This window comes from Rhodococcus sp. ARC_M5, from assembly GCF_022810405.1.
Classification (GTDB): Bacteria; Actinomycetota; Actinomycetes; order Mycobacteriales; family Mycobacteriaceae; genus Rhodococcoides; species Rhodococcoides navarretei.
This window is the reverse complement of record NZ_JALGQE010000001.1, coordinates 538876-564405: the sequence shown is the minus strand read 5'-3', so window position 1 is coordinate 564405 and position 25530 is coordinate 538876. Positions and strand designations below refer to the sequence as shown.

The window sequence follows — 25530 nt, the reverse complement described above, 5'->3', positions numbered from 1 at the left end:
CGATACTTGGAGGAACATCCGTGACGACAGCCGAATTCGACTCCGTCCGCTCACTGGCCGGAGTGCACGCTGATCCCGGAGTGTACGAGCCCCAGCAGGATTCACTCCTGCTGTGCGACGTTGCAGCCGAGTCGGGGCTCGTCTCCGGAGCACGCGTACTCGACATGTGTACCGGTAGCGGCGCAGTGGCCATCACCGCGGCACTGCTCGGTGCCCGCGACGTGATGGCCTTCGACATCTCTCCGCGGGCAGTTGCCTGCGCACAGCGCAATGCCCGGTCGGTCGGAGTCGATGTGGATGTGCGTCTCGGGTCGTTCTCGGACGCAGCCGAGGTGGAGCCGTTCGACGTTCTGCTGTGCAATCCTCCATATGTCCCGTCGGAGAACGCGCCCACCGGAATGGGTGTGCATCGCGCGTGGGATGCAGGCGAGGACGGACGAGTGGTGCTCGATCCACTGTGTACGCGAGGCGCGGAACTGCTGGTGCCCGGCGGTGTGATTCTGGTGGTCCACTCGGAGTTCTCGGGTTCGCAGCGGACACGGGAGATGCTCGGTGCTCACGGTTTCGGCGTATCGGACGCGGCATGCCGCACAATCGACTTCGGGCCGGTCATGATGTCTCGCGCCGAATGGCTCGAGGCGAGGGGCTTGCTCGAACCAGGCCGCAGAACCGAAGAATTGGTGGTGTTACGTGGCGACAAGCGATGAGCCGACGGGTGGAGACGCCGCGCCCGCGCGCACTCGGGTGAGACTCGTCCGGGGCGGACCCATGCTGATCGACGGGCCGGTGGAGATCGAACTCGATGACGGCTCCGTCGTCACCTCGGATCGGTTCGTCGTAGCGCTGTGTACGTGTAAGCGCAGCAAGACGTACCCGCTGTGCGATACGAGCCATCGCGCGAAGCGACGGGTGCCTCAGTCCAGCGACGACTGACCGGCGGACCACCGCTGCATCACGTGGTCCGCAAGCTCGTTCTCGACGAAGTCGAGTGCGCGCATACCGAATACGATGTCGGATTCGATGTGTGGTTCCTGACCGATCAGATTTCCCACCACGTCGTGGCGCAGTACCTGCTCGTGTACGGCATCGGCCTCGACATGCTCGGCGTAGAACGCGATGCACGCGGCCGGTGCAGCCAGCCTGCGGAGTCCCTGCACGAACCGTTGCGAACCCGGCGAGGACGTGATCTCCGTGGCGGCGAAATGACCCACGGTGGCACCTCGGCGGCTGCGGTGCAGTCCGAACAACGACATGAGGTTCACCCACGCGAGCGTCTGGGCGGGAACGCGGTCCACGTATCCGAGGTAGGACGCATCGAGGTCGGCGGCCCTCATCGACTCGGCCCACAGATGTTGGTGCACGCGATCGCCCCTGCCACCGCCGTACTCGTCGAATTCCACGGCGACGTACGAGGCTTTGACCTGGCCGGTCAATCGGGGGATCGCCCATGCATGGGGATCTGCTTCCTTGAGGTGGTAGACGGACCGATGAACGAAGTACTCGCGCATCTGCTCCCACGATCCTTCGTCCTGCAGGAACCACGAGGGTCCGGTACCCGACGACGTCTCGATCGACAGGCGATCCATCTCGGCGACGACGTCGTCGCCGGGTTCGACACCCGAACGAACGTAGTCCAGAAACGCGGATTCGAGTCGAGCCCTGAACTGCAACAGAGCCGGATCCCATTCCAAATCGTCGTCGACGCCCTCGAATCCGCGGTAGTGCAGTTCGTAGGTCATGAGCAACGCCAGTTGCAGATCACGCGAGGTCGGATCGGCAGCCGATGCGCTGGGCAGTGCAGTGCCGCCTCCGGTCGAGAGGTATCGGACCACGGCGTCCGACAGCGGACCACAGGGCACCGGCAGGCTAGGCGCTACGAGGGTGCGGGCGATGGCGGGGGTCACGACACTCATTGTTCTCGCCTACCCGCTCCCGGTCACGGTCAATCGTGTCGGTCCAATGCGTTTGCACGCATACGAACGAGGTAATCCGTTTCGTGCGACGCCGAGTTTCGGGGTCGAGCAACAGAGAGGAGCCTCCATGCGCGCAGTGACATGGCAGGGCAAGAGGAACGTCAGCGTCGATACGGTTCCCGATCCGCGGATAGAACTGCCGACGGACGCGATCGTGAAGATCACGACCACCAACATTTGCGGATCGGACCTGCACCTGTACGAAACCCTCGGTGCCTTCATGGACCAGGGTGACATTCTGGGCCACGAGCCGATGGGAATTGTCGAGGAAGTGGGTTCGGAGACAGGCGATCTCGCCGTCGGCGACCGCGTGGTCATCCCGTTCCAGATCTCGTGTGGACATTGCTACATGTGCAATTCGAGTCTGTACACCCAGTGCGAGACCACTCAGGTTCGTGAGCAAGGGATGGGCGCAGCTCTGTTCGGCTTCTCCAAGCTGTACGGCCAAGTTCCCGGCGGTCAAGCCGAGTATCTGCGCGTCCCGCAGGCGCAGTTCACCCACATCAAAGTTCCGGAGGGGCCGCCGGATTCGCGCTTCGTCTACCTTTCCGACGTATTGCCCACCGCATGGCAGTCTGTCGAATACGCCGCCATTCCGGACGGGGGATCGGTGACGGTTCTCGGTCTCGGGCCCATCGGAGACATGGCGGCGCGCATCGCACAGCACAAGGGCGCTCGTGTCATAGCCGTCGACCTCGTTCCCGAGCGCTTGGCGCGGGCCGCGGCCCGGGGAATCGAAACGGTGAACCTGGCCGAGCACAGCGGGGGCGTCGGCGACGTCATCCGCGAGATGACCGACGGCAGAGGCACGGACTCGGTGATCGATGCGGTGGGCATGGAGGCACACGGGTCTCCGGTCGGTAAACTGGCGCAGCAGATAGTCGGCATGCTCCCGGATGCCGTGGCAGCGCCGATGATGCAGAAGGCCGGTGTCGACCGACTGGGCGCGCTCTACTCGGCAATCGATATCGTTCGACGCGGCGGAACCATCTCGATCATCGGCGTGTACGGCGGCATGGCCGACCCGCTCCCGCTGATGACCATGTTCGACAAGCAGATTCAGCTTCGCATGGGTCAGGCGAACATCAAGAAGTGGGTCGACGACATCATGCCGCTACTCGGCGACGACGATCCTCTGGGCGTCGATTCGTTTGCCACGCATGAGCTTTCCCTCGAAGAGGCTCCGCACGCATACGACATCTTCCAGAAGAAGCAGGACGGTGCCATCAAGGTGTTGCTGAAACCCTGACGCACTGCTTCGAATACAGCGATGCGGCCCGGAAGTTCACGGGCCGCATCGGTATTCGCAGAAGGGTCAGTCGATCGAGATGACATCCTTGGCGATGGCTGCCACGCGCGTCTGTCCTGCGGACACGACTCCGTGGCGGTTCTTGTGCGCCTCTTCGTACGTCACGACGGTGCGAACGTCGGTCGGGTTCGTGAGGTCCTTGATGGCGGCAACAGCGTCCGAGACATTGAGGTCGTCGTAGTCTGCGATCGGAAGCTCGTCGGCGTCGAGGATTCCGCCGGCCGACCGCGCGGTGTGGATCGCGTCGGCGACGGTGTCGACTCCCTCGCTACGGGTGACGTCCTCGGCTGCTTCGAGTGCGGCGTCGCGGCTTGCCGTCAGAGTCTTGACGGCCACGTCACCGGCGTGAGCGCCACGGCCCAGGAGCGCTCCGAGGCGGTCCGGGGTGGAGCGAGCCGCGTCCAGCGCGCGATCGAGTCCACGTGCCGACCACGTCGCCGGTGCGTTGACGATCTTCACGGCAGTGCCTGCGGCCGCTTGGAACGGAGTGCGTCGCAGTGCTGCGGGTCCGCCGAGCGCGTCTTCCGCGAGCACCGTCTCCAGCCATTCCACCGTTGCGCTGTGCGCTGTGGCCAGCCGGGTCGCCAGTGCGACGACGGTGGGCTCGTTCGCTGCCGTGGCCAGTGCCTTGATGTACTTGGCGCGGCCCAGCAGTTGCTGCTCGAGTGCGAGATCGCCCAACAGTGCCTCGTCGAACGGCTGTGCCTGCTCTGCGACCGTCTTGACGGCAGCGAGCGTGCGCCCCAGGAACGGCGCGACGAGTTCGGGCAGTCCACCGAGACCGCGAAGGGCCTCCTCGATGGCTGCCGCGCGCTCACGTCCGTTCGCGGCGTTCTGTGTCAACTCCCTGCGTACCGCCTCGGTGCGCGCCTGAACGACGCGAGTTTCCGCGATCTGGATCTCGGTGTTCGTCAGCTGCAGTGCAACGCGCAACTGCGCGATCAACGTGGATGTGCTCATGGTGCTCCCCTTTCGGTCGGGTGGTCGACTGTTTCTGGCCGATGCCTGTGGGTCACAGCGTGATGCCCGGCCCTGTTCGTGTCATTACCCGTGAGTAGGTTCGGTCAAACGGGTGCTGTCGATGTGTGAGCATCGACACGTGGGGCTCCGCGGCAGTCCGAGAGTCCAGTGATCGACGGTTTCGATCGACCGATCACTGGACATTCGACAGGCATGAACACCGAGCTCTACACCGCGACCGTCTCCGCCACCGCGACCGGCGTCACCTCCGACGACGGCGTCCTGTCACTGGGCGTGCGTGAGCCCGAACAGCTGGGTGGGCCCGGAGGGAGCACCAACCCCGAACAGCTGATGGCAGCCGCACTGTCGAGCTGCCTCGTCGAATCCCTTCGTATCGCGCTCGGAACGGTCGGCGGCAGCGTCGACGAACTGGCGGTCAAGGGGACTGTCGTTCTCACCGACTCCGAGGCATCCGGATACGACGCGACGTTCGCGCTCTCGGTCTCCCTGCCCGGTACGGACGACCCCGAAGCGGTACTGGCTCAGGCGACATCGATCTGCCCGTTCCTCAAGGCCATCGACGGGGTCGACGTCACCCTTGCCTGACGCCGCGTCGGGATCCTGTGGCACATTTCCGGCATGACAACGATTCGAACCCGGGTGGCCGACGCTCTCGCCGCCATCAAAGCCGGGTTTGCTCGTGAGGACACCACCCTGATAGCGGGTGGCCTGACGTTCTATGCCGTCATAGCGGTAATTCCGCTGCTGCTCCTCACCATCCGCGCCTGTGCACTACTGGTGTCGGAGGAGTGGGTCCGCGGAGGGTTCGACGCGATGTCGGGGTTGCTGCCGGACGCTCTGGGGGCTCGCGCGGCGGTGGATGGATTGGCCACGGCAGGAATCGAGCTCGGCCCGCTCGGGGTCCTGATCGCCGTCTTCCCTGCGACGTTCTACGGGGAGGGCCTGCGCAGGGCGATCGTACGGTTCGCACCGATTCGAGAATCGTTCACCGGCTGGCGCGGTCGGCTGGCAATGGTGCCGTTCTTCGCCGCCGCACCGGTACTGCTCGCGGGCGTACTCGGCGTGGCTCGATTGCTCGATGCATCGACCGGGGGCGGTGGAATCGGAGACATGGCGCTACGCGTGTTCCTCGGCTTCAATTGCCTGTGGCTCATTCTGTCGGTCCCTCTGGCGTGGACCTACCGAGTGATAGCGCCACGAGCGGTGGGCTGGCGGGCGCTCATCGTCGGATCGCTCGTCACCTCGTCCATCGTCACCGGGTTCGTCCACGGATTCATCTTGTTCCTGGCGATTCCGGTGGATCTGGGTGCACCGTTCGGCGGCCTCACCGCGATCGGCGGCGGAGTAGCAATCATGTTGTGGATGTTCGTGTTCCACGTCCTGGCGCTTGCCGGCTGGCTGATCACCGCGGAATTCGATCGGCCCGCCGACGCAAGCCGAACATCAACTGGGTGAACCCGACCACCGCGAGCGCACACGTGACGGAAACACCGATCGTTGCCGACGTTCCGGCAGCCGCCGGTGCGGCTCCGGCAACCGTTGCCGTGACCGCAGCCGCGATCACCCGCGAAGGACGCTCCCACACCGTCAGAAAGCCGACGTCCTCGATTCCGGAACCCACCGCTCGAGCCCGGGCCATCTCGTGCAGCAACGTCGTCACGCCGACCGCCACCACCAGTGGCATCGGCGCTCCCAAAGCAAGGCCGCTCGCCACGAGGAGCAGGTCGCTGCAGCGATCGGCGACGGTGTCGAGTAGGTAGCCCCACTGGGACTGGGAGCGGCCGATCATCGCGACTCCGCCGTCGATACCGTCGAGCAGGCCGGAGACCACGATCAGCACGGCTGCGATCAGTGGTGCCGAGGTCCCCGGTCTGGACAGAGCCACTGCCGCCCCGGCCACGACAACGGCTGTGAGGGTGACGGCATGGGCGGACACGGACGCACGAACCAGGGGAGCGCTCAGCGCGTACACGATGCGAAGCCAGCCCGAGACCAACGCGGACGAGGACGGATCGATGCCGTTGTGCAGTGTCGACCAGGTCGACAGATACTCCTCGCGCGTCGCCGGCCGTACCGTCGTGACGTTTTGCTTCGCAGAACTGCGCTGATTGACCATCGAGGACCCTTGCTCGGCACCGACTGAGAGGAACTCGACGAGCAGGTGACCGGCGACTGCACGTCGAGACTTCGAAGCGGAGTACCCGTCCACGACGTTCTCAATCCGCACCTCGGTGCCGTCAGTCGTCGTCGGAGTTGCTCGCGCGCCTGCGTGCCTTCAGACGCGAAATCTTGATACCCACGGCCGCGAGCACGATCAGCCATCCCGAGATCAGAACTCCGCCACCGACGAATGCCGCTCGACGCAGCGGATGTTCGTCGGCGTACACGTAACCGACTGTGCCCCAGATCAATGCAACGAAAGCGATGATCGCCATCATCCAGATCATCGAATACAGAGTTCTGTTCATCGTCCACCCGACCTTGCTCTTCCGCCGTCCCCGACGACTGCCGACATGCATTCTTTCATCAATCGCCACCGCACTGTCTTCCCATCACCAGGCCAGGTTCGGCTGTTGTTCACCGGGCGAGATCCCGAATTCGAGTCCCGTGCGGTGCATATGACCGAACAGCGATTCGGCCACGTCCTGGTGTTCACGGCCCAGCGCGCCGGCCCACCTCGCTGCGCGGGCATTCGACCGCGAACTGCGTAGCTCGACGGAGCCGATACCGCCGACGTCTATGGTCAGGCGATCGGCTTCGATTGCCAGCATTCGGCGCAGAGCCTGCTCACCGAACAGCACGAATCCACGCACGTGCACGACGATGTGGCTGCGGCAGGTGTCGCCGGGCCTGCCCAGATGGACGCGTGGGTCGATGTCGCCCCACCGCTGTCGCAACTGCGCCGCGTCCGGCCCGGCTATCCACACCGCGCAATTTCTCTCGTGCAGAACGGATCCGACGGTGACAAGGAGCGACGCAGAGCTGTGCCCGGTCGAATCGACGACGACGACGATCTCGGGGACGGCGTAGACGAGGCCGTGAGTGCGAGCGGCAGGGTCGGTGATCCTGGAGGACAGCATCAGGGCCTCGAGATTCTTTCGTTCGCGATCTCCGCCTGTCCGCTCGGCCCATTCGGGCCCGTCGTGCCATGCGACCGCGTGGGGCAGGTGCGCCAGGACGGCACCGGCGTCGTAGGCGCGATGTGCGAAATCCCAGTCCTCTCCGCCGTATCCGACGAATGTCTCGTCGAATCCGCCGATCTCGGAGAACAGCTCACGGCTGCACGACATCACAGCGCTGATGATGTACCGGTACGAGCGCCGATCTGCGTCGAGTAGGTGGCGTGAACGGCGATACCCGTCGCGGAGCCATTGCGGCTCCGTCAATTCCGGCGGAGCGGCCGACTCTCCGCGGAACCACCCCGCCACGTCCTCGGCGGACCGACCCGTGAGATCGGCGTGCCGCCGACGACCGACGGTGAGGGCGTCGGGCAGGGACGCGAGCAGCCGAACCGATTCCGCGATGTACCCGGGCTCGGGAACGGTATCCGCATCCAGAAAACACAGAATCTCGCCTTCGGCGACCGAGGCACCGAGATTCCGGGCCGCCGCCGCACGAAAGCCGAGATCGGGCTGCCGCACGACGGTGATGTCGAGCGCGGAACGAAAGCCGTCGACGGTCGGTGCTTCGGGGGAGCCGTCGTCGGCCACGATCACCTGAAGTCGGCGGGCCGGGTAGCTCTGCAGGGTCAGCGCGCCGAGGACGAGTTCGAGCTGGCGTTGCTGGCGAAAGTACGGGATCACCACGGACACTCGTGGATCCAGATCCACGGTCTCGGCGAGATCCCACCGATTGCCCGGTACCACCCACCGGCCGTCGGGTAGCCGGTCTGCCGTCTTCGCGCGCTGTTCGTCGAACAGTGCGCGGTACAGCGCGGCGGCCTGGCCCAGCGTGGGGTAGGTGACTACGTCGTCCTGCTGCCATGTCCTGTCGGGATGGCGGAGAGCCTCCGCCATCGCAGCGGCGAGGCCCTCGACCGAATTTTCGTGAATCCACAGTGCCCCGGGAGAATTGGTCTCCATCTCTTCCACGTACCGTCCACGGGGGACGAGTGGGCGACGGCCTGCCGCGATCCAGGAATTGATCGAACCCGATGCCGATACGTGGCGATGGAACGCGACGGGAACTGCAACGGATCGAAGGACCTCGTCGAGCTCGTCGTCGGGGACGAAGCCGGTCGACACGAACGATCGATCGAGTTGATCTGCAGTACAAGCGAGTTCGCCGATCATGGATTCGTGGCCCGGTGACGCGGACCCGATCGACAGAAAGTCGACGTCGCTGTCCAGCGACGTCATGGCACCGAGTACCTCCTCGTGCCCCTTGCCCGGATAGACGAACCCGAGAACACCGACGACTCGTCGAGGGGTGACGCGGTCCTCGATCGACGGCACCGCGCGTCCGATCGGCAGCGGAATCACCCGCACATCGTGTTGCAGATCCACGACGTCGTCGAGCAGCAGTCGCTCGTGCATGCTGGAGACGACGACGGCAGCGGCGCAGTCGATCACCCGCCGGTAGCAGTCCGTACGCACCTCGAAGGCATGGCCGTCCGATGGTTGCGGTACATCGTGCACCGTGACGGTGACCGGCGCGCGGTGCCGCCGTGCGAAGTCGACGAACGCATCCGCGGCCTCCGTCGCGGTGCGGCCGAACAGCCTGTCGGTGAAGTGCACGTGGATCGGCGCGTCGAGGGGGACCTGCTCGATATCGGAGATCACCGGATTCGCTGTTGCAGCGGCCAACTCGCGCGCACAACGCACCACCCCATGTTCGGGTGGGCCGAGGGCGAGGTGCAGAGTAGGCCGGGTCACGGTGCCAGCTCCAGTGTTCGGATCAGTTCTGCATGACGTTCCAGCGCGGCACCGATGAATTCGGGACGTTCGGCGTACCAGAGCAGGTGAGCGCGGTGAACGGAATCCGGCGACAGAGGATTGCCGTCGACCGACCAATTCGCACGCGGCTCGCCGTCCAGGCCGAGTGCGTCCAGCACTCGCCGCTCGACCGGCGCACGAACACCTCCGAGCAATTCGCGCCCCGGATCTCGGACCGTGCTACCGGTTCCCAGATGATCGAGTATCCGCTGGGCCAGAGCAGTGAGCACCGTGTTGGTCGCATGGTTGATCGTGTGGGTGGCGTTGCTCCCGGCTGCGCAGAACAGGTCGGACGCAGCGATGTCGGTGTCCCGGCTCTCGCGTCGCCGCAACTCGTCGAGGCTCGACTCGGCTGCCTGTCGAAGACCGTCGTCCGAGACCGATCGATCCCAGTCCTCATGGCTGCCGAGGCCGCGACGAGCGGCCAGGATGGTGCGTAAGTCGTGGTAGGGCACCGTGTTCGGGACTGCGGACGGGTCGCTCGGATGTCGAACGATGACCTGAAAGGGATGCAGTGCCGCGTATCTCAGCACCGGCCAGCGGATGACGGTGGCGTCGGGTGGGAGCGCTTCGGTGAGATCGGGCACCCCCAGCGGCAGTGAACGATAGCCGGCTCGAACCGGTTGGGTGAGTAGCACCGACGTCCGGCGCACGAGTCGGTCGACGTGTACCAGGTCCGAGGACTCGAGCTCGTGCACGGGGGGAATCCGCACAGTCCGCAGCGGCATGGACGGATCGGAACCGAGAAGGATGCGAAGTGCCTCGGCCTGGCAATTTCCCCAGACGAGCAGGAGGGGTCTGTCGTCGTCGGATCGACCCGGATCGTGCGCTGCTGCGTAGAAATCGCCGTAGTGGCGGGTGCGACCGTCCATGCTTGCCCCGACGTCGTGTGCGTGTTGATGGTGGACCATTCACTCGTCAACGTAGACCCGGTGAACCTGCTGCGCCAACCCCGATTGAACCCCGGCACAAGTGGGTACAGGCCACGTATCGCGTGTCGGGACCAGGCACGATCGTCCTGCCCGTACCCGAAGGAATTCATGATTCGCGTTGCATCGGTTCCGTCCTCGCATGCCTACGTCCAACACCTCCTGCCCGTCCGCTCCGGCTCCGAGCGCGAGCCGCTGTCCGCCGGATCGGTGCAGCTGCTTCCTGATCCAGCACCCGTCCGGGTCGACGTACCCGGGCAGTGGTGGCCACCCCGACTGCTCGATGCCCGGTGGCTCGCCGAACAGACCGAGGTGCACTTCGATGTTCTGCACGTGCATTTCGGATTCGAGTCCTTCGCGCCGGAGGAACTCACGCGCACCGTCGACCATCTGCACGGCCGCCGCCTGCCCTTGGTACTGACGGTCCACGACCTGCACAACCCTCATTTCACGGACAACGTGCAGCATCTGAGGCAACTCGACGTACTCGTGCGGGCAGCCGATGCCGTGATCACCCTGACTCCGGGTGCGGCCGCCTGGATCCACGATCGGTGGGGCGTTCGATCCACGGTGGTGGAGCATCCGCATGTCGTGCCTCTCGATCGAATGGATCGCCCGCGCCCGCCGTCGGAGTCGTTCGTCATCGGTGTCCACGCCAAGAACCTGCGGTCCAACATGGACCCGTTGGCCGTGATGGATGCGGTCGTCGAGGCCGCACGTTCGCTCCCCGACGCAACCGTCCGGCTGGACATCGACGAGGACGTCTTCGAACACTCCAGCCACTGGTACAACCCCACCATCGGCGCGAAGTTGCTGGACTACACCAGCTTTCCCGACGTGGACGTACGCGTGCACGGACGGTTCGACGACGACGCGCTGTGGGACTACCTGTCGGCGATCGATGTGTCGGTGCTTCCGTATCGCTTCGGAACGCATTCCGGCTGGCTGGAGGCCTGCCGCGATCTCGGAACGGCCGTTGTTGCGTCGGACTGCGGGTTCTACGCGGACCAGGCTCGGGTACACAGCTTCCGAATGGGGGTCGACTCGTTCGATCCCGCCACCCTCGTCGCTGCACTGCGCGCATCGCACGCAGATCGCACTCCGGCCGTCGACTCCGGCACCAGAGCGCAACAGCGACAACGAATTGCAGATACCCATGCAGCGATCTATCGAGCAGTGATCAAGGAGATGCGTTGAACGAGAAGCCACTTCGCATCGCGGTGCTGGCGTCATCGAGTTTTCCGGTGGCGCAGCCTTTCGCGGGCGGTCTGGAGGCACATGTCTACAACCTGGTGCGGGCACTCACCGAGCGTGGGCATCAGGTGAGTCTGTTCGCTGCGGACGGGTCGAGTGTCGATCTGGATGCGACGCTGCTACCGGTGCGAACGTTGGACCTGACGCCGATTTCGATCGCGGACGTCGCGATCACTCCCACCGCGATCCGCGAGCATCATGCGTATCTGGCGGTGATGATGGAGCTCGCCGGGACGATGTCTCGGTCCTTCGACATCGTGCACAACCACAGCCTGCACTATCTGCCGCTCGCCATGTCGTCGACGCTGCCGATACCGATGGTGACGACACTGCACACACCGCCGTTCGCGTGGCTCGAGTCCGCGGTGGCGTTGGCCCCGCCAGGTGCCAATACTTTTGCTGCGGTCAGTGAGTTCGCCGCCTCGCAGTGGGCAGATGTCACCACCGGAACCGTCGTGGTTCGCAACGGAATTTCGTTGGAGGAGTGGCCGTTCGGTGTGGGCGGCGACTACGTGGTGTGGTCGGGTCGGGTCGTCCCGGAGAAGGGACTCCACCTGGCCATTGCGGCTGCGAAGGAGGCAGGCCGCTCGCTGCGTATCGCCGGGCCGCTGAGCAATCTCGACTACTTTCACGAGTTCGTCGAGCCGATGCTCGACGAGAACATCCGCTACGTCGGGCACCTCGATCAGCCCGCGCTTGCGGCGTTGGTGGCCGGTGCCGAGGTAGCGCTCGTCTCACCGGTCTGGTCCGAGCCGTACGGCCTGGTGGTGGCGGAAGCACTGGCGTGCGGGACTCCCGTCGCTGCGTTCGCCAGGGGTGGGATTCCGGAGATCGTCGATGCCTCGTCGGGAGTGCTGGTTGCGGCCGACGACGTACACGGGCTGGCCGCAGCGATTCCCGAGGCGGCGGCGCTGAAGAGATCCGACGTTCGTGCGCGGGCGGAGAAGGTGTGCTCCATGCACCGCATGGTGGACGAGTACGAGGCGCTGTACCACTCGACCTTGGCCGCCGCTGCCGACCCGATCGAGGATCGGCTCGCGATCGCATGATCGGCTACTACGCGCACCACCACGGGGTCGGCCACATCACGCGCTCCGACGCCATCGCTCGGTCGATGGCCGAGCCGATGACAGTGCTGTCCTCGCGGTCTCGACCGGCAGGGCATGCGGCGGCCGAGTGGATCACTCTGCCTCTCGATGTCGACGAGGACTCGGACAATGCTTCTCCAGATGATCCTTCCGCTGGAGGCGTACTGCACTGGGCTCCGCACGACGTGGACGGACTGACCGAACGGATGGCGATCATCGCGGAGTGGGTGGCTCGCGAGCGCCCGCGGGCGGTGGTGGTCGACGTTTCGGTGGAAGTGGCGATGTTCCTGCGGCTCATGGGAGTTCGCGTCGTCGTGATGGCGGTGCCGGGAGAGAGGGCGGATCCGGTCCACAGCCTCGCGTACCGGTCGGCAACGCACATCGTCGCGCCGTGGTCGCAGCAGGTCTACGACCCGGCCTGGCTGCATCCCTACAGCGAGAAGACCACCTACGCGGGCTCGATCAGTCGATTCGCCGGACGTGAGCGAACCGCGAGAAACGCCGACCCCACCGTGGTGGTGCTGGGTGCTGCCGGTGGTACGTCGCTGACCGACGATCTGGTGGACTCGTGGTCGGCGGTGGATCCTCGCTTCCGGTTCCGCGCACTCGGCGTCGCAGGCGGCGACTGGGTGGACGACGTCTGGCCGGTGTTGTGCTCGGCAGCACTCGTCGTCACGCACGCCGGGCAGAATGCGATCGCCGACGTCGCCGCGTCGGGCGCGCCCGCCATCGTGGTGCCGCAGGCTCGACCCTTCGACGAGCAGTCGGCCACCGGACGGGCCCTGGCCGACGGTGCGGTGGCAGAAGTGCTCGATACATGGCCGTCCGTCGCGCGATGGCACGCGGCGGCGGGCCGCGCCCTCGAGCTCGGTGGTCGGCGCTGGTCTGCCCTGCGCACCGACGGCGCTCCCGCCCGCGCCGCCCGGGCTATCGAGCAGGCCGCACCTCGAACGGTGCGACAGTGAAGATCGTCGTCGTCACCGTGGTGTCGGGTCGCCACGCACACTTGGCCGCGCAGGTGCGCGGTCTGAACGACTCGACCGGGGGACCGGTCGAGCACATCGTCGTCTCGATGGGCGACACCGCGATCGTCGATGTGCTCGCTCGGGCGGGTTCGACGGCAACGTGCATCGAGATGCCCCAGCAGCACCCGTTGCCGTTGGCACGGGCCCGCAACCTGGGCGCGGCCGCGGCACTGGATCGTGGTGGGGAGTTGCTGGTGTTCCTCGATGTGGACTGCATCCCCGGCCCGGAGATGATCGAGAGATACCGTTGCGCGGCAACGTTGCCCGACAACGAGCGTGCGCTGCTCTGCGGCCCGGTGACGTACCTGAAAGAGAAGGACCTCGGCGCCGAGGGTGAGACGCTGACATTGCTGACTGCGCCGCACCGAGCGCGGCCCGACCCGCCGGCGAACACCGTGGAGCGCGGAGACAACTTCGACCTGTTCTGGTCCCTGTCCTTCGCGATCGGTGCGGCGAATTGGATCGAACTCGGTGGCTTCTGCGAGGACTACACCGGCTACGGCGGTGAGGACACCGATTTCGCGGCCACCGCGGAGGCGTCGGGCATGGGGTTGCGGTGGGTCGGCGGGGCGCATGCGTATCACCAGTTCCATCCGGTCTCCGATCCTCCGGTGGAACATCTCGACGACATCGTCGCCAATGCACGCACGTTCTTCGATCGATGGGGCCGGTGGCCCATGATCGGTTGGCTGGATGCCTTCGCCGCGCGCGGACTCGTGGAGTTCGACGGCTCCGAGCTTCGTCGCTTGCGTCCGACGAGCGTGGATCGACGGCAATGAGGGCGATCGGCGTCGACGGCCGATCGCCCTCATCGGGGGTTGAGCCCTACCGATGGCTATCCGCCGGTGATGGGTGAGTTGTACGCACACGGGATCGACTTCGTGGGGAAGCCCTTCGGATCCAGTGCATTCTTCACGATGCCGATCGCGCGTAGCGAGACCGAGATCGACAGGTGATCGGACAGATCGATTCCGCAGCCGTCCTGCAGGGTGACGTTGTTGACCGTGGCACCGGGACCCGCGGCGAGGAACGTCGTCTTGTACGGGGTGACGACCTCGTCGTACTTGGTGCCGATCACGGTGTATTTGATGCCGGGGTCGGTGTCACCGCCCACAGCCAGTCCCTTGACCAGTGGAGAGTCGATGACCTGGTCCGAGGCCGCGGGGCCCGCGATGGCACCGACGACGCCCAGCACGTTCAGGCCCAGGTTGTTGATGGTGCGACCCAGAGTGCCGATTCCGACGAGAGTCGTGCCGTGGTTCGAGCCGGCGACGCTGACGACAGTGTTCACCTTGTTCTTGGTGGGATCGGCCGGGTTGGCACCGCCCTCGAAGCGAAGGTACTGACGCGTGACGAGGCCACCCTGGGAGTGACCGACGATGTCGACCTGGGCGGAGCCGGTGGCGGCCCGCACTGCGTCGATGTACGTTGCGATTTCCTTGGCGCTGGAGGCAACGGAGTCCGTGCCGCGCAGTGACTTGATCTGACCGACGGCACTCGAATCGGTGTCACCGTAGTTCAGTGCGAAGACGCAGTACCCTTCCTTCTTCAAGGCAGGCGACATACGCGCGAAGTTGTTGAACGCGTTCTCCCAGGTGCCGTGCAGCAGCACGACCGGCCGCGGATGCGCAGCGGACGGCTTGCAGTTCCAGTCGTTGGCACCCTGCGGTGCCACGTTCGGATTGACGACGCTGTACAGGAAGCCGGCGAGGAAGTTCGTGAATGCCGGGCCGTACCCCTTCGTCTCGGCCTGTGGATCGTAGGTGCTGGTCGCAGGAGCTGCGGAATCGATACTCGGGGGAACGATGCCCTGGTCGGCGGCCTTGGGTGACGCCTCGGTCGGTGCGGGCGGGATGACGTCGTCGCCCTGCACGGTGGCGGGCGGGGCGGGCGCGGTCGTGGGCTGAGCGTGGGCTGCAACACCGGAACCGAGGGCAAGCGAGCACGCCATTGCCGCGATCACTGCAGCGCGCACCGTGGTGGCCTTCCGCGTTGCGCGGAAGGTGGACCGAGAAGTGGTCATGAAGGCTGACTTTCGACGAAGGTTGTTGGACAAGGCGGAACAGTAGGCGGCAATTTCGGCCGATTGTGGGCTCCGATCGGGCGTTTGGAATCTGCCCGTAACCGACACGTCATCGGTGAGGGAGCGTCACAAGTGACGCAGGCCCGGCCGAATCAGGATGCAGTGCCGGATATGTTGACCAAAACAATCCCAAGGTTTTATTTTTGTTCTATTGTTCGATGACCACGTTCACTCCGGTGCCGATCGGTGTGGATGTGGGTGTCGAACGTCGAGACCGTGCACGGTGTGCGAGAGATCGGTCCGACTCGACAACAGACCAGAAGTAGCTGTCGAATTCGGGGGGTGGGGTCGGGGTGACGGCAACAGGGAGCGTGCACGTGCCGCAGGAGGAATACGTCAACGGGCGGCGTGCCTCCGACCGTCTGCGGACGCCGCGGGAGACTGCTGCGCGGATGTTGGATCAGTACATCGGCGAACCCGAGGACACGCCACCGCCGCGCGAGTGCGCCCGCGGTGAACTCGACGACATGGCAACGACCTGTTGCCAATTGGCAACAGGGGTGATCGAGTCGGGTCGACTGCCGACACCCGGTGCGTTGGACGTATTTCGCGATGCCGCCACGCGATGGGCTCGCGACGGTGTGCCGCTCGGACGCATCCAGCACGCGATCAGCGACGGCTGTGTGTCGGGGGTGCGCACTGCACCACGTTCGGTCGACGGGGCCGTCCTGGTCATGGAACTGTTGGACGTCCTGACCGAGGCCGTCTCCGATGCATATCTGGCGGAGTTCCGAACGTTGACTCAGAGCGGTCCCCGGCACGATGCGGAACTGCTCGACGCGCTGCTGACCGGAGACGGGACCGCTCGTAAGATCGCCGATCGCATGGGAGCGCTGCTCGCCGAGGACTATCACGTTGTCGCTCTGCACTTCCCGGCTCACGCAGAGGAAGGCGGACGCCGAATCGACGCCACGATGATGGCAGCGCGAAAGCTCCGCAGGATCCACGCTGCGCTGGCAACGGTCGACGCGGCCTGCACTCCCATCGCGTCCCTCAGCCCCACCGGCGGAACCGTGCTGCTGCCCGACGTCCCCGGTGTCGACGTCGGTGACCTCGTCGGTCGACTCGCCGAAGCGGGTGAGGTTGCAGTGACTGCGACAACCGGATCGGCCTCCATCGACGACATCGCCTCGACTGCGCCTCACCTGTACGAACTTCTGAGCCTCGTACGCCGGCTGCGGTACGCCCCCGGGACCTACGATATTTCGGATCTGGTGTTCGAGTACCAGGTGAGCAGGCCGGGTCTGGGCCGCAAACACCTTGTGACACTGATCGATCCGCTCCGCGACTCGGTCGATCTGTTGCCCACGCTGCAAGCGTTCGTCGACTCGGATTCCAACCGAAAGAAAACGGCCACCTGGCTGACGGTGCACCCCAACACCGTCGACTACCGCTTGAAGCGAGTCGAACAGCTCACCGGGCTCGATCCGATGAAGCCGTCCGGGCTCAGACGGTTGCATGCTGCCCTGATCGCCGACCGCCTGGAGGCACGTCGTGTTCCGGTGGGCGAGCGATCACTGTGACCGTGTCGGACGGCGCGGTGCTCGCAGCATCGGCGGCGCTCGATTCGGTGGAATCCGTGGCTGCGATGTTCCAGCCTGTCGTCGAACTGTCCACAGGAACAGTCGTCGGATACGAGGCCCTGGCGAGGTGGCCCTCGCCGAGCCTGGCTCTACCCGAAGACGTGTTCGCTCTCGCTCGAGAACGCGGCATGGTGGGTCGCGTCGACGTCGCGTGCCGGGCGGCGGCGCTCCGGGCGGCGCGCGAGCGCTCGTACTCGCGTCGGGTTCGCTTCTTTCTCAACATCGAGCCGGGGTGCTTCGTCGACGAACGCGATGTCGACACCCACCTCGATGCGATCGGCGACGATCTGGACGTCGTCCTCGAAATCACCGAGAGAGATCTCGACCGAAACGTTCCGATGTTGATGGCGCTGGTTCGAGGAGCGCGGGCCCGCGGAATGGCGGTAGCCATGGACGACGTCGGTGCGACGCCTGCGACGTTGCATCTGTTGGCTTCGGTCGCGCCGGACATCGTCAAACTCGACGCGTCGATCGTCCGGTCACCGTATCGGTCGCGCGCCGCGATGAGGCAGGTGCGCGACTACGTCCGGTCCAGCGACGCAGTTCTGTTGGCCGAGGGAATCGAAACCACCAGGCATCTGCGTCGTGCAACGGCCTTGGGAGCAACGCTCGGTCAGGGCTGGATGTTCGGCCGCCCGATGCCACTGCCGAATCCATCGGTCTGACCGTTCGGCCGGGAACCGACAACGACGAACCCCGCACCCTCGACGGCCTGTGGGCCGGGGTGCGGGGTTCGAATACTTCCGATTCGGAAGATCAGTTCGTGAACTTGTCCTTGATGTTGCCTGCGGCGTCCGAGACGTCGTCGCCGACCTGCTTGGTCTTGCCCGACGCCTGATCCGTTGCGCCCTCGGCAGCAAGATCGTCGTTGTCGGTCTTGTGGCCGATCTTTTCCTTGGCTTCGCCCACGAGCTCTTCTGCCTTGTGCTTTGCCTTGTCGATGAAATCAGCCATGTGAACTCCTCGAAATCGATTGTTCGTTCCGTGCCCGAGAGCTATACCCGCGATCGGAGACGGTAATCATGGGTGGACCGTGCGGATTGTGCCGACGTGATCCGGGTAACCGGGACCCATGGATTCAGAGACCGACAACCCGTCCGCCCCAGACATGCAGTCGCCCGAGCATCGGCGCCCGAGTGGTGTGGACGACGCGACCGTTGCTGCGGCGGGGAAACTGTCCGAGGCACTCGAATGCGTCGAGCGTGCCCGGGGCCACCTATATTCGTTTCATCAACTGATGGGGCACTCCGACCTGCTGTTGGGAGAGGCTGTGGACGCGCTCGCCGATGCCGGCCACGCAACGATCTCGCAGCGGATCGACGCGGACATGATCGGCCGCAACATCGCGCCGGGACGCTGGACGTTTCAGCTCGTCGAGGAATTCGACGACGGCTATTGGGGTCCGCTTCGCGAACATGACCGGGCGGTGCGAGACGAGCTGATGGATGGGCGTCGCCACGTCTTCGAGGCCGAGATGAAGGAACGGCGTCGGACCCACGGACGCAGCGGGCACGAGGCGAGACCGGCCGACTGACGCCGATCGGACAAAGAAAAGCACCGATCTCGCCGGCGAACGGCGAGATCGGTGCTTTGCGGTGAGTTTCTAGCCTGCCTTTTGCGCGGCGTCGACCTCACTGGATGCGTTCGCGGTGGAGAGCTGGCCGCCCGAGTTCTCCAGGTGTGCCCGCACGAACCAGTGGAAAAGTTCGAGCTGCGCGCTCTGTCCGATGAGCATGTCCTCGGTGACGGGGTCGATCTCGCCGACCTCTTCGATGTTCTTGCGAGTGGTCTCGATGACTCCGGTGTAGACGAGGTCGAGTGCTCCGAGGTGCTCGATGGCCGTCGCGCGGCCGATCGAGTAGTCGTCCCAGCTGCGCTCGGAGACGATGGTGCCCGGTGTGCCCTTTGCCGAGGAGCCGAGGGTCGCGATGCGCTCGGCGACGTCGTCCGCGAAACCGCGAACCGCTTCGACCTGAGGATCGAGCATCTCGTGAACCGAGATGAAGTTGGGTCCGACGACATTCCAGTGAATGTGCTTGAGAGTCAGATGAAGATCGTTGTAGGCGTTCAGTCGATCCTGAAGGATCGCGGCGACGCGCGCGCCCACTTCCGAGGTGAGTCCGGGAACGGTGTACGAGTTCTTTTCAGCCATGTGCATGGTTTGCCCCATCCCCCCGGAACACAAACATGCCCCGCCGAATCGAATTCGGCGGGGCACGAGTGGTGAGCGGCTAGGACTTGTCGAGTCGCGGTGAATCCGTGCCCGACGTTCCGGTCGTCGAGGTGCCGGCCGAGGAGCTTCCGTCCGTCGGATCGACGATCGGGCTGTCGGCAGCGACCTCGTCGATCACGTCCGCACCGTCCTCCTCCGGGGGATTCTTCAGGCTCAGGATGATCGAGCCTGCCAGGACCACGATGATGACCACCAGGCTGACCAGCGAGGGGATCTCGGGGATCGACGTGCTGATCACCTTGTGTCCGGCCTGGAGGATCAGCTTGACGCCGATGAAGGCGAGGATGATCGCCAGTCCCTTGGACAGGTAGTGGAACTTCTCGAGCAACCCTGCGAGCAGGAAGTACAGAGCGCGAAGGCCGAGGATGGCGAACGCGTTCGAGGAGTAGACGATGAACGGGTCGTCGGTCACGGCGAGGACGGCGGGAACGCTGTCGACGGCGAACACCAGGTCAGCGGCTTCGATGGCGACCACGACGGCGAGAAGTGGCGTGGCCACCCGCTTGCCGGCTTCCTTGACGAAGAACTTGGTACCGGAGTACTCGTCTTGGACCGGGATGATCTTGCGCAGCAAACGAACCGCGATCGAGTTGCCCGGGTCGTACGACTCCTCCTCGTCCTTCATCAGCTTGTAGGCGCTGTACAGCAGGATGGCTGCGAAGACGAAGAGAACGGCAGCGAACTTGCTGACGATGGCCACACCTGCAGCCAGGAAGATCGCGCGGAAGACCAGGGCGCCGATCACACCGAAGAACAGCACGCGGTGCTGGTACTCACGGGGAACCTTGAAGTAGCCGAAGATCAGTGCGAAGACGAACAGATTGTCGACGGACAGACTCTTCTCGAGCAACCAGGCCGTCGTGTATTCGACTCCCGCCGTGGTTCCCAAGGTGAAGAACACCACGATGCCGAAGATGATGGCCACGCCGACCCACAGTGCGCTCCACCATGCGGCTTCCTTGAAACCGATGATGTGGGCACCGCGGTGCGCCAGCAGGTCGATGGCCAACAGGATGAGGACGACGGCACCGAATGCCGCCCATGCCCACCACGGGACGACGTTCATGAACGGCCACCTCTACTCGTGAATTTGCTGCCGAGTTGCTTCAACTTCGCCTGATTCTCGGGCTTGGTCGCGTACCGACGCGCCTGGTCGATCATCTTCTTGCCCTGTGGGCTGCGAGCGAACGATGTCAACTTCTGTGTCAACGACGCCATCTGTCACACGCTCCTTTTCGTTCTCGTCTGTCTTCGTCTTACCGGTGTTCCGGCCGTGCGTTCGGGCCTCGGCGGAAAACTTCGGGTCATTCCGCAACTACTCCAGTGTGACTGTTCGCTTTCCTGCAGGCATGGTCGTTTTGCGGACACGTTTCGACCGATTTCGTTGCCGGGTTACGGCAACCTCGGCGGCCCCGATGTGTCACGAGGACGAACGAACCTCGGGCCAGTCGAGCAGCTTCGCCCCGAGCACCGCTGTGTGCAGGGCGAACGCCTCGACCGGGTTGCCCACATTCTGCCCGGTCAAATCCTTGATTCGGGACAATCTGTAGGTGACGGCCCGCACCGACAGGTGCATGCGGCGTGCAGTCGACGCGGTGTTTGCGCCCGTGTCGAAGTACGCCTGCAAGGTTTCCAGCAATGGACCCGCTCCGCCTCGCGCGCCCATCAACGGCGTCAGCAACGTGTCGACCAGATCGGCGATCGCCGCGCGATCGCTGATCAGAACGCGATAGACGAGCAGATCCCGAGCATCGACCACGGGCGCGTCCAGTCCGAGCGAGGACGCCAGATCGAGGGCATCGAGCGCTTCCCGGTACGACGCCGCCACACCGACCGCACCGCTGCGGGCACGGCCGACCCCGATCTGAGTCCGGCCGTATTCTCCTCTGCGCCGAAGATCGACCGATTCCCTCGAGGCCGGTGCCGACGACGTGGTGAGGACGCGCCCCACCCGGGTCAATACATGGTCGACGGCCTCGAGGTCGGGAGCCGGGAACACCAGGATCAACCGGCCCTGCTTGGTGGCGACGAGCAATTCCGCGTCGCCCTTGCTGCCCTGCACGCTGCGCTCGACGAGGCCGATGGCAGAACTGGCGTCGGTGAACGGCTTGGACGACGTCACCACAGCTACGACGTGCGGACTCGACAGATCGAGCCCGAACGTCTGCGCTCGCCCGAGCACCCCGGCGACGTCGGAGGTGCCCGAGAGCAGATCGTCGACGAATTCGCGGCGTGCGAGAACCTCGGCTCTGACGAGAGTTCTGCGGGCGAGCTGAAATCCTTCGGCCAGTTCGGCCACCGCGTCGTCGACGGCGCGCAGCATCACCTCGCCCGCCGTGACGACCCCGGCCGGGTCGTCGGCGGCTGCGACCACCGCGGGCAGCTCGCGCCACAGCCGCCACGCGGAGGTCAGGTACAGGTCGAGCAACGCGCGCAGGGCAACGCCCGCGCGCGCCGCGGCGTCCCCCTGCGAGCGAAACTCGCGCAGCTGTGCCCGGCTCAGTGGGACACCCGCGTCCACGGCGTCGGTGAGGACGTCGAGGAAGCTGCCCAGGAGTGCCACGTCGAGCCCGCCGGCATCGGCAGCGGCCCGGGCAGCGACCGAGTCGAGCGGTAGCGCATCCCGCTGTGTGGCCATCTGTTCTCGTGTCTCCCATCCGACTGAAGGTCAATGGTAGGCATCGCGGCGTCGGTGGTGAAACGGATCGCTGTCCGCGTCTTCCGATTGCGCGGCGTGTTCGACGTGCAGGAGCCGGTATCCGGGAGCACAATCACCCGATCCGCACAGTTCGTATCCACGTTGGGAGTGTCGGCCATGACCTCGTCGAACAGGCCTGCAGCGAGTCTGCGGTCGCAGTTGCTTCGCAAGAAACCGATCGTGGATGCAGAGCAGCAGACCGGAGGCTTGCAACGAACCATCGGCACCTTTCAGCTGACGATGTTCGGCGTCGGTGCGACCATCGGAACCGGCATCTTCTTCGTCCTGTCGCTCGCGGTTCCCGAAGCCGGTCCCGCAGTGGTGCTCTCGTTCCTGGCCGCGGGTATCGCGGCCGGTCTCGCGGCTATCTGTTACGCCGAAATGGCATCGGCGGTACCGGTTTCGGGCTCGACCTACTCCTATGCCTACGTGACGATGGGCGAGGTGGTCGCGATGGGCGTCGCGGCCTGCCTGTTGCTCGAGTACGGAGTGTCCAGTGCTGCCGTCGCCGTCGGGTGGAGCGGGTACCTCAACGAGCTGTTGAACAACCTGTTCGGGTTCACCATCCCGCACGCGCTGTCCGCTGCGCCGGGTGACTCCGATCCCGGCATCATGAATCTGCCTGCAGTCGTACTGATCGTGCTGTGCGCCGTTCTGCTCATTCGCGGTGCGAGCGAGTCGGCGGCCGTCAACGCAGTCATGGTCGTCATCAAACTCGGTGTGTTGGCCCTGTTCGCGATCGTCGGATTCACCGCCTTCGACTCCGGCAACTTCTCGGACTTCATGCCGTTGGGCGCAGCAGGGGTGACGGCGGCCGCCGGCACGATCTTCTTCTCGTTCATCGGACTCGACGCGGTGTCCACCGCGGGCGACGAGGTGAAAGATCCGCAGAAGACCATGCCGCGCGCCATCATTGCGGCGCTGATCGTCGTCATCGTGTTCTATCTCGTGGTGGCCGTGGCCGCCCTGGGAACTCAGCCCTGGACCGACTTCGCCGGCCAGGAGGAAGCCGGGCTGGCGGAGATCCTGCGGAACGTCACCGGGCAGGCCTGGCCGGCAACGATTCTGGCCGCAGGTGCGGTCATCTCGATCTTCTCGGTGACCCTGGTGACGATGTACGGGCAGACTCGCATTCTGTTCGCCATGGGCCGAGACGGCATGTTGCCGAAAGCGTTTGCCGAAGTCAGTCCGCGCACGCACACCCCGGTCAACAACACGATCGTGGTCGCGGTGATCATCTCGATTCTCGCTGCGTTCATTCCGCTCGACAAGCTGGCCGATCTGGTGTCGATCGGTACCCTCGTCGCGTTCATCGTCGTGGCGATCGGGGTGATCGTGCTTCGTCGGACGATGCCGGACCTGGAGCGTCCGTTCAAGGTGCCGGGCTATCCGGTGACTCCGGTGTTGTCGGTCGCCGCTTGCGTGTACATCCTGTCCGGTCTGCGGTGGACCACGTGGTTCTGGTTCGGCCTCTGGCTCGCCGTGGTTCTCGCGTTCTATTTCCTGTGGGGTCGGCATCATTCGGCGCTCCGATCGGTTGGAAAGGACGCGGAATGAGCGTTCTGATCGCCTTCGCGCCGGGAAAAGGCAGTGTCGGTGCTCTCGATCTCGGTGCCCAACTCGCTCGGTCGTCGGGCAGCGACATCGATGTGGCGACGGTGGTGCCCAAGCCGTGGTCGACGCCGTCGATGGCACGGGTGGATGCCGAATTCGCGGATTGGGCGGCGGCGACGGCAGCCGAATCGGAGGCGAAGGCGCGGCACTACCTGGAGGACCGGGCTCCCGACATCACCGCATCGTTCCATCGCTTGGCACACCGATCGGTGTCGACGGCGTTGACCGAAGCGGCCGAGAGCATCTCGGCCTCGGTTCTGGTGCTCGGCTCCTCGGGCGACGGCGCTCTCGGACAGGTGGTCGTCGGGTCGACCGCAGACAAGCTGCTGCACTCGTCCCCGGTGACGGTTGCCCTCGCTCCGCGCGGCTACCGCATGCGCGAACGCGCAACTCTGACCCGGATCACCTGCGCCTTCTCCGGTGACAGCGAGGCCTCGCGCGTGGTGGGACCCACCGCGGAACTGGCTCGGGCTGCGGGCATTCCACTGCGCTTGGCCTCGTTCGTCGTTCGCGGGGCGACGATGTACCCGCCCGAGATCGGACTACGCGCCGAGGACGACGTTGCCGCCGAACTCGCCCGAGGGCTGAGTGAGGCGCTGACCGCTGCGGTGGACGACGCTGTCGCGGTGGGACTCCCGGCGGACCAGGTGACGACGGAGTTGGCCTCGGCAGGCAGTTGGCGCGAGGCCCTCGACGAAGTGCAGTGGCAGGACGGTGAGGTGCTGACCATCGGATCGTCCGGGCCGCTGGGGCCGATCGCTCGGGTGTTCCTCGGGTCGCGGGCCACCAAGATCATCCGTCATTCACCGGTGCCGATCCTGGTGCTGCCGCGTCGGTGACGGTCTATCGGTTGAGGGCCAGCACCGAGAGCAGTTCGTAGGCCACGTGAGCCGCGGCGATGCCGGTGATTTCGGCGTGGTCGTACGCGGGTGCGACCTCGACGATGTCGGCACCGACCACGTTCAGGCCGACCAGTCCGCGCAAGGTGTTGAGCAACTCTCGGGACGTCATGCCACCGGCCTCGGGCGTGCCGGTACCGGGCGCGTGCGCCGGGTCGAGAACGTCGATGTCGACCGAGACGTAGACCGGACCGCCGCCGAGTCGTCTGCGCATCCTCTCGACGATGCTGGCCACCCCGTCGACCTCGTAATCGTCGGAGCGAATCACCTGGAAGCCGAGCACACGATCGTCCTCGAGATCCTGCTCGCTGTAGAGCGGGCCGCGAATGCCGATGTGCTGTGAGCGTTCCAGATCGATCAGACCTTCTTCGCTGGCTCGTCGGAACGGGGTGCCGTGAGTGTAGGGGGCACCGAAGTACGTGTCCCAGGTATCGAGGTGGGCATCGAAGTGCAGGACCGCTATCGGCCCGTGATCACGCGCGAGCGACCGCAGGATCGGCAGTGCGATGGTGTGGTCACCGCCGAGGGTGAGAACCGACGAGCCGTCGGCGCGCAGGTCGGTCACCGCGTCGTGCACCGTGTTCAGGGCCTCGGTGATGTCGAACGGATTGACCCCGATGTCGCCGAAGTCCGCGACTTGTTGACGGGCGAAGGGCGACACCTTCAGCGCAGGGTTGTACGGCCGCAACAGTTTCGAGGCCGCTCGGATGTGACCCGGGCCGAAACGTGCGCCGGGGCGGTAGCTGACGCCGGAATCGAACGGGACACCGAGGACGGTCACGTCGGCCCGAGACACCTGGTCCAGTCGGGGCAGCCGGGCGAAGGTGGTCGGCTCGGCGAAGCGGGGGACCTTGGTGGCGTCGACCGGACCGATCGGTGGGTGCTCGGGATTGCTCGGGCTCATCGAGAATTCCTTCCGAAGTGGGG

Annotated in this window: 27 protein-coding genes; 14 read left to right on the top strand and 13 right to left on the bottom strand. The window is 65.2% G+C overall.

The genetic code is table 11. The features are described from left to right. Positions 1-20: 20 nt before the first annotated feature. The gene (locus MTX34_RS02430) at positions 21-707 is read left to right on the top strand and encodes a HemK2/MTQ2 family protein methyltransferase (protein WP_243608313.1); all 687 of its coding nucleotides are present in this window, start codon (positions 21-23) and stop codon (positions 705-707) included. A gap of 61 nt (positions 708-768) precedes the next feature. Then, complete coding sequence (locus MTX34_RS02425; protein WP_243597273.1) at positions 769-933, top strand: CDGSH iron-sulfur domain-containing protein; 165 nt, start codon at positions 769-771, stop codon at positions 931-933. Here MTX34_RS02425 and MTX34_RS02420 read toward each other — a convergent pair. Next, positions 915-1913 carry an iron-containing redox enzyme family protein gene (locus MTX34_RS02420; RefSeq protein ID WP_243608312.1) on the bottom strand — a complete coding sequence of 333 codons (999 nt, stop codon included), beginning with the start codon at positions 1911-1913 and terminating at the stop codon, positions 915-917. The genes MTX34_RS02425 and MTX34_RS02420 overlap by 19 nt on opposite strands. A 127-nt stretch (positions 1914-2040) precedes the next feature. On the opposite strand from MTX34_RS02420, the gene MTX34_RS02415 reads away from it, so the two are divergent. Continuing rightward, positions 2041-3222 carry a zinc-dependent alcohol dehydrogenase gene (locus MTX34_RS02415; protein ID WP_243608311.1) on the top strand — a complete coding sequence of 394 codons (1182 nt, stop codon included), beginning with the start codon at positions 2041-2043 and terminating at the stop codon, positions 3220-3222. Positions 3223-3288: 66 nt separating this feature from the next. Here the strand turns inward: MTX34_RS02415 and MTX34_RS02410 are convergent, their stop codons facing one another. After that, positions 3289-4242 (bottom strand): ferritin-like domain-containing protein, encoded by a 954-nt coding sequence (locus MTX34_RS02410; RefSeq protein ID WP_243608310.1) that lies wholly within the window; start codon positions 4240-4242, stop codon positions 3289-3291. 213 nt (positions 4243-4455) lie between these two features. Here MTX34_RS02410 and MTX34_RS02405 point away from each other — a divergent pair, with 213 nt between their 5' ends. Next, positions 4456-4848, top strand: coding sequence for an OsmC family protein (locus MTX34_RS02405; RefSeq protein WP_243608309.1), 393 nt, complete (start codon positions 4456-4458; stop codon positions 4846-4848). A gap of 33 nt (positions 4849-4881) precedes the next feature. Further along, positions 4882-5718: a YihY/virulence factor BrkB family protein gene (locus MTX34_RS02400; RefSeq protein ID WP_243608308.1), complete on the top strand. Its 837-nt coding sequence runs from the start codon at positions 4882-4884 to the stop codon at positions 5716-5718. Here the strand turns inward: MTX34_RS02400 and MTX34_RS02395 are convergent. The 4 genes from MTX34_RS02395 to MTX34_RS02380 form a co-directional block, all read right to left on the bottom strand. Beyond that, complete coding sequence (locus tag MTX34_RS02395; protein WP_243608307.1) at positions 5666-6490, bottom strand: CDP-alcohol phosphatidyltransferase family protein; 825 nt, start codon at positions 6488-6490, stop codon at positions 5666-5668. The two genes, MTX34_RS02400 and MTX34_RS02395, sit on opposite strands and share 53 nt — an antisense overlap. 10 nt (positions 6491-6500) lie before the next feature. Then, positions 6501-6731 (bottom strand): hypothetical protein, encoded by a 231-nt coding sequence (locus tag MTX34_RS02390; protein WP_243597206.1) that lies wholly within the window; start codon positions 6729-6731, stop codon positions 6501-6503. Positions 6732-6815: 84 nt separating this feature from the next. Then, a complete protein-coding gene (locus tag MTX34_RS25925) occupies positions 6816-9137 on the bottom strand; it encodes a glycosyltransferase (protein WP_243608306.1) in 2322 nt (773 codons plus the stop codon). Then, a complete protein-coding gene (locus tag MTX34_RS02380; RefSeq protein WP_243608305.1) occupies positions 9134-10069 on the bottom strand; it encodes a WcbI family polysaccharide biosynthesis putative acetyltransferase in 936 nt (311 codons plus the stop codon). The genes MTX34_RS25925 and MTX34_RS02380 overlap by 4 nt, the downstream gene beginning before the upstream one ends. Positions 10070-10237: 168 nt before the next feature. Here MTX34_RS02380 and MTX34_RS02375 point away from each other — a divergent pair, with 168 nt between their 5' ends. The 4 genes from MTX34_RS02375 to MTX34_RS02360 are packed head-to-tail and all read left to right on the top strand — an operon-like array spanning position 10238 to position 14272. Next, on the top strand, positions 10238-11323 hold the full coding sequence (locus tag MTX34_RS02375; RefSeq protein WP_243608304.1) for a glycosyltransferase: 1086 nt from the start codon (positions 10238-10240) through the stop codon (positions 11321-11323). Further along, positions 11320-12429, top strand: coding sequence for a glycosyltransferase (locus tag MTX34_RS02370; RefSeq protein ID WP_243608303.1), 1110 nt, complete (start codon positions 11320-11322; stop codon positions 12427-12429). Before MTX34_RS02375 ends, MTX34_RS02370 begins: the two co-directional genes overlap by 4 nt. Beyond that, positions 12426-13433, top strand: coding sequence for a glycosyltransferase (locus MTX34_RS02365; RefSeq protein WP_243608302.1), 1008 nt, complete (start codon positions 12426-12428; stop codon positions 13431-13433). Before MTX34_RS02370 ends, MTX34_RS02365 begins: the two co-directional genes overlap by 4 nt. Continuing rightward, positions 13430-14272, top strand: a complete 843-nt coding sequence (locus tag MTX34_RS02360) for a glycosyltransferase family 2 protein (protein WP_243608301.1) — start codon at positions 13430-13432, stop codon at positions 14270-14272. Before MTX34_RS02365 ends, MTX34_RS02360 begins: the two co-directional genes overlap by 4 nt. Before the next feature lie 56 nt (positions 14273-14328). Here MTX34_RS02360 and MTX34_RS02355 read toward each other — a convergent pair whose 3' ends face one another. Beyond that, positions 14329-15516, bottom strand: coding sequence for a triacylglycerol lipase (locus tag MTX34_RS02355; protein WP_243608300.1), 1188 nt, complete (start codon positions 15514-15516; stop codon positions 14329-14331). A 377-nt stretch (positions 15517-15893) separates the two neighbouring features. Here MTX34_RS02355 and MTX34_RS02350 point away from each other — a divergent pair, with 377 nt between their 5' ends. Both MTX34_RS02350 and MTX34_RS02345 read left to right on the top strand, forming a co-directional pair. After that, positions 15894-17099 (top strand): CdaR family transcriptional regulator, encoded by a 1206-nt coding sequence (locus MTX34_RS02350; protein WP_243608299.1) that lies wholly within the window; start codon positions 15894-15896, stop codon positions 17097-17099. Further along, positions 17096-17824, top strand: coding sequence for an EAL domain-containing protein (locus MTX34_RS02345; RefSeq protein WP_243597215.1), 729 nt, complete (start codon positions 17096-17098; stop codon positions 17822-17824). Before MTX34_RS02350 ends, MTX34_RS02345 begins: the two co-directional genes overlap by 4 nt. A 91-nt stretch (positions 17825-17915) precedes the next feature. Here MTX34_RS02345 and MTX34_RS02340 read toward each other — a convergent pair whose 3' ends face one another. Further along, on the bottom strand, positions 17916-18113 hold the full coding sequence (locus tag MTX34_RS02340) for a CsbD family protein (RefSeq protein ID WP_243597216.1): 198 nt from the start codon (positions 18111-18113) through the stop codon (positions 17916-17918). Positions 18114-18231: 118 nt separating this feature from the next. Between MTX34_RS02340 and MTX34_RS02335 the strand changes: the two genes are divergently transcribed. Further along, positions 18232-18693, top strand: coding sequence for a hypothetical protein (locus MTX34_RS02335; protein WP_243597217.1), 462 nt, complete (start codon positions 18232-18234; stop codon positions 18691-18693). A gap of 69 nt (positions 18694-18762) precedes the next feature. Here the strand turns inward: MTX34_RS02335 and MTX34_RS02330 are convergent, their stop codons facing one another. The 4 genes from MTX34_RS02330 to MTX34_RS02315 form a co-directional block, all read right to left on the bottom strand. Then, complete coding sequence (locus tag MTX34_RS02330) at positions 18763-19311, bottom strand: Dps family protein (protein ID WP_243597218.1); 549 nt, start codon at positions 19309-19311, stop codon at positions 18763-18765. A gap of 79 nt (positions 19312-19390) precedes the next feature. Next, the gene (locus tag MTX34_RS02325) at positions 19391-20458 is read right to left on the bottom strand and encodes a TerC family protein (RefSeq protein ID WP_243608298.1); all 1068 of its coding nucleotides are present in this window, start codon (positions 20456-20458) and stop codon (positions 19391-19393) included. Continuing rightward, the gene (locus MTX34_RS02320) at positions 20455-20610 is read right to left on the bottom strand and encodes a hypothetical protein (protein ID WP_183130214.1); all 156 of its coding nucleotides are present in this window, start codon (positions 20608-20610) and stop codon (positions 20455-20457) included. The genes MTX34_RS02325 and MTX34_RS02320 overlap by 4 nt, the downstream gene beginning before the upstream one ends. A gap of 202 nt (positions 20611-20812) precedes the next feature. Then, complete coding sequence (locus MTX34_RS02315; protein ID WP_243608297.1) at positions 20813-22030, bottom strand: CdaR family transcriptional regulator; 1218 nt, start codon at positions 22028-22030, stop codon at positions 20813-20815. A 177-nt stretch (positions 22031-22207) separates the two neighbouring features. On the opposite strand from MTX34_RS02315, the gene MTX34_RS02310 reads away from it, so the two are divergent. Together MTX34_RS02310 and MTX34_RS02305 are read left to right on the top strand one after the other, a co-directional pair. Beyond that, positions 22208-23647, top strand: coding sequence for an amino acid permease (locus MTX34_RS02310; protein ID WP_243608463.1), 1440 nt, complete (start codon positions 22208-22210; stop codon positions 23645-23647). After that, the gene (locus MTX34_RS02305; RefSeq protein WP_243608296.1) at positions 23644-24543 is read left to right on the top strand and encodes a universal stress protein; all 900 of its coding nucleotides are present in this window, start codon (positions 23644-23646) and stop codon (positions 24541-24543) included. Before MTX34_RS02310 ends, MTX34_RS02305 begins: the two co-directional genes overlap by 4 nt. A gap of 4 nt (positions 24544-24547) precedes the next feature. Here the strand turns inward: MTX34_RS02305 and speB are convergent, their stop codons facing one another. Next, positions 24548-25507: an agmatinase gene (gene speB / locus MTX34_RS02300; RefSeq protein ID WP_243608295.1), complete on the bottom strand. Its 960-nt coding sequence runs from the start codon at positions 25505-25507 to the stop codon at positions 24548-24550. Positions 25508-25530: the final 23 nt, after the last annotated feature.

Coding starts and splice junctions, on each gene's coding strand:
- MTX34_RS02405 (WP_243608309.1), top strand. CDS start 4,456: ATGAACACCGAGCTCTACACCGCGACCGTCTCCGCCACCGCGACCGGC.
- MTX34_RS02335 (WP_243597217.1), top strand. CDS start 18,232: ATGGATTCAGAGACCGACAACCCGTCCGCCCCAGACATGCAGTCGCCC.
- MTX34_RS02365 (WP_243608302.1), top strand. CDS start 12,426: ATGATCGGCTACTACGCGCACCACCACGGGGTCGGCCACATCACGCGC.
- MTX34_RS02420 (WP_243608312.1), bottom strand. CDS start 1,913: ATGAGTGTCGTGACCCCCGCCATCGCCCGCACCCTCGTAGCGCCTAGC.
- MTX34_RS02355 (WP_243608300.1), bottom strand. CDS start 15,516: ATGACCACTTCTCGGTCCACCTTCCGCGCAACGCGGAAGGCCACCACG.
- MTX34_RS02325 (WP_243608298.1), bottom strand. CDS start 20,458: ATGAACGTCGTCCCGTGGTGGGCATGGGCGGCATTCGGTGCCGTCGTC.
- MTX34_RS02410 (WP_243608310.1), bottom strand. CDS start 4,242: ATGAGCACATCCACGTTGATCGCGCAGTTGCGCGTTGCACTGCAGCTG.
- MTX34_RS02390 (WP_243597206.1), bottom strand. CDS start 6,731: ATGAACAGAACTCTGTATTCGATGATCTGGATGATGGCGATCATCGCT.
- speB (WP_243608295.1), bottom strand. CDS start 25,507: ATGAGCCCGAGCAATCCCGAGCACCCACCGATCGGTCCGGTCGACGCC.
- MTX34_RS02400 (WP_243608308.1), top strand. CDS start 4,882: ATGACAACGATTCGAACCCGGGTGGCCGACGCTCTCGCCGCCATCAAA.
- MTX34_RS02330 (WP_243597218.1), bottom strand. CDS start 19,311: ATGGCTGAAAAGAACTCGTACACCGTTCCCGGACTCACCTCGGAAGTG.
- MTX34_RS02315 (WP_243608297.1), bottom strand. CDS start 22,030: ATGGCCACACAGCGGGATGCGCTACCGCTCGACTCGGTCGCTGCCCGG.
- MTX34_RS02310 (WP_243608463.1), top strand. CDS start 22,208: ATGACCTCGTCGAACAGGCCTGCAGCGAGTCTGCGGTCGCAGTTGCTT.
- MTX34_RS02380 (WP_243608305.1), bottom strand. CDS start 10,069: ATGGACGGTCGCACCCGCCACTACGGCGATTTCTACGCAGCAGCGCAC.
- MTX34_RS02305 (WP_243608296.1), top strand. CDS start 23,644: ATGAGCGTTCTGATCGCCTTCGCGCCGGGAAAAGGCAGTGTCGGTGCT.
- MTX34_RS02375 (WP_243608304.1), top strand. CDS start 10,238: ATGATTCGCGTTGCATCGGTTCCGTCCTCGCATGCCTACGTCCAACAC.
- MTX34_RS02320 (WP_183130214.1), bottom strand. CDS start 20,610: ATGGCGTCGTTGACACAGAAGTTGACATCGTTCGCTCGCAGCCCACAG.
- MTX34_RS02340 (WP_243597216.1), bottom strand. CDS start 18,113: ATGGCTGATTTCATCGACAAGGCAAAGCACAAGGCAGAAGAGCTCGTG.
- MTX34_RS02425 (WP_243597273.1), top strand. CDS start 769: ATGCTGATCGACGGGCCGGTGGAGATCGAACTCGATGACGGCTCCGTC.
- MTX34_RS02415 (WP_243608311.1), top strand. CDS start 2,041: ATGCGCGCAGTGACATGGCAGGGCAAGAGGAACGTCAGCGTCGATACG.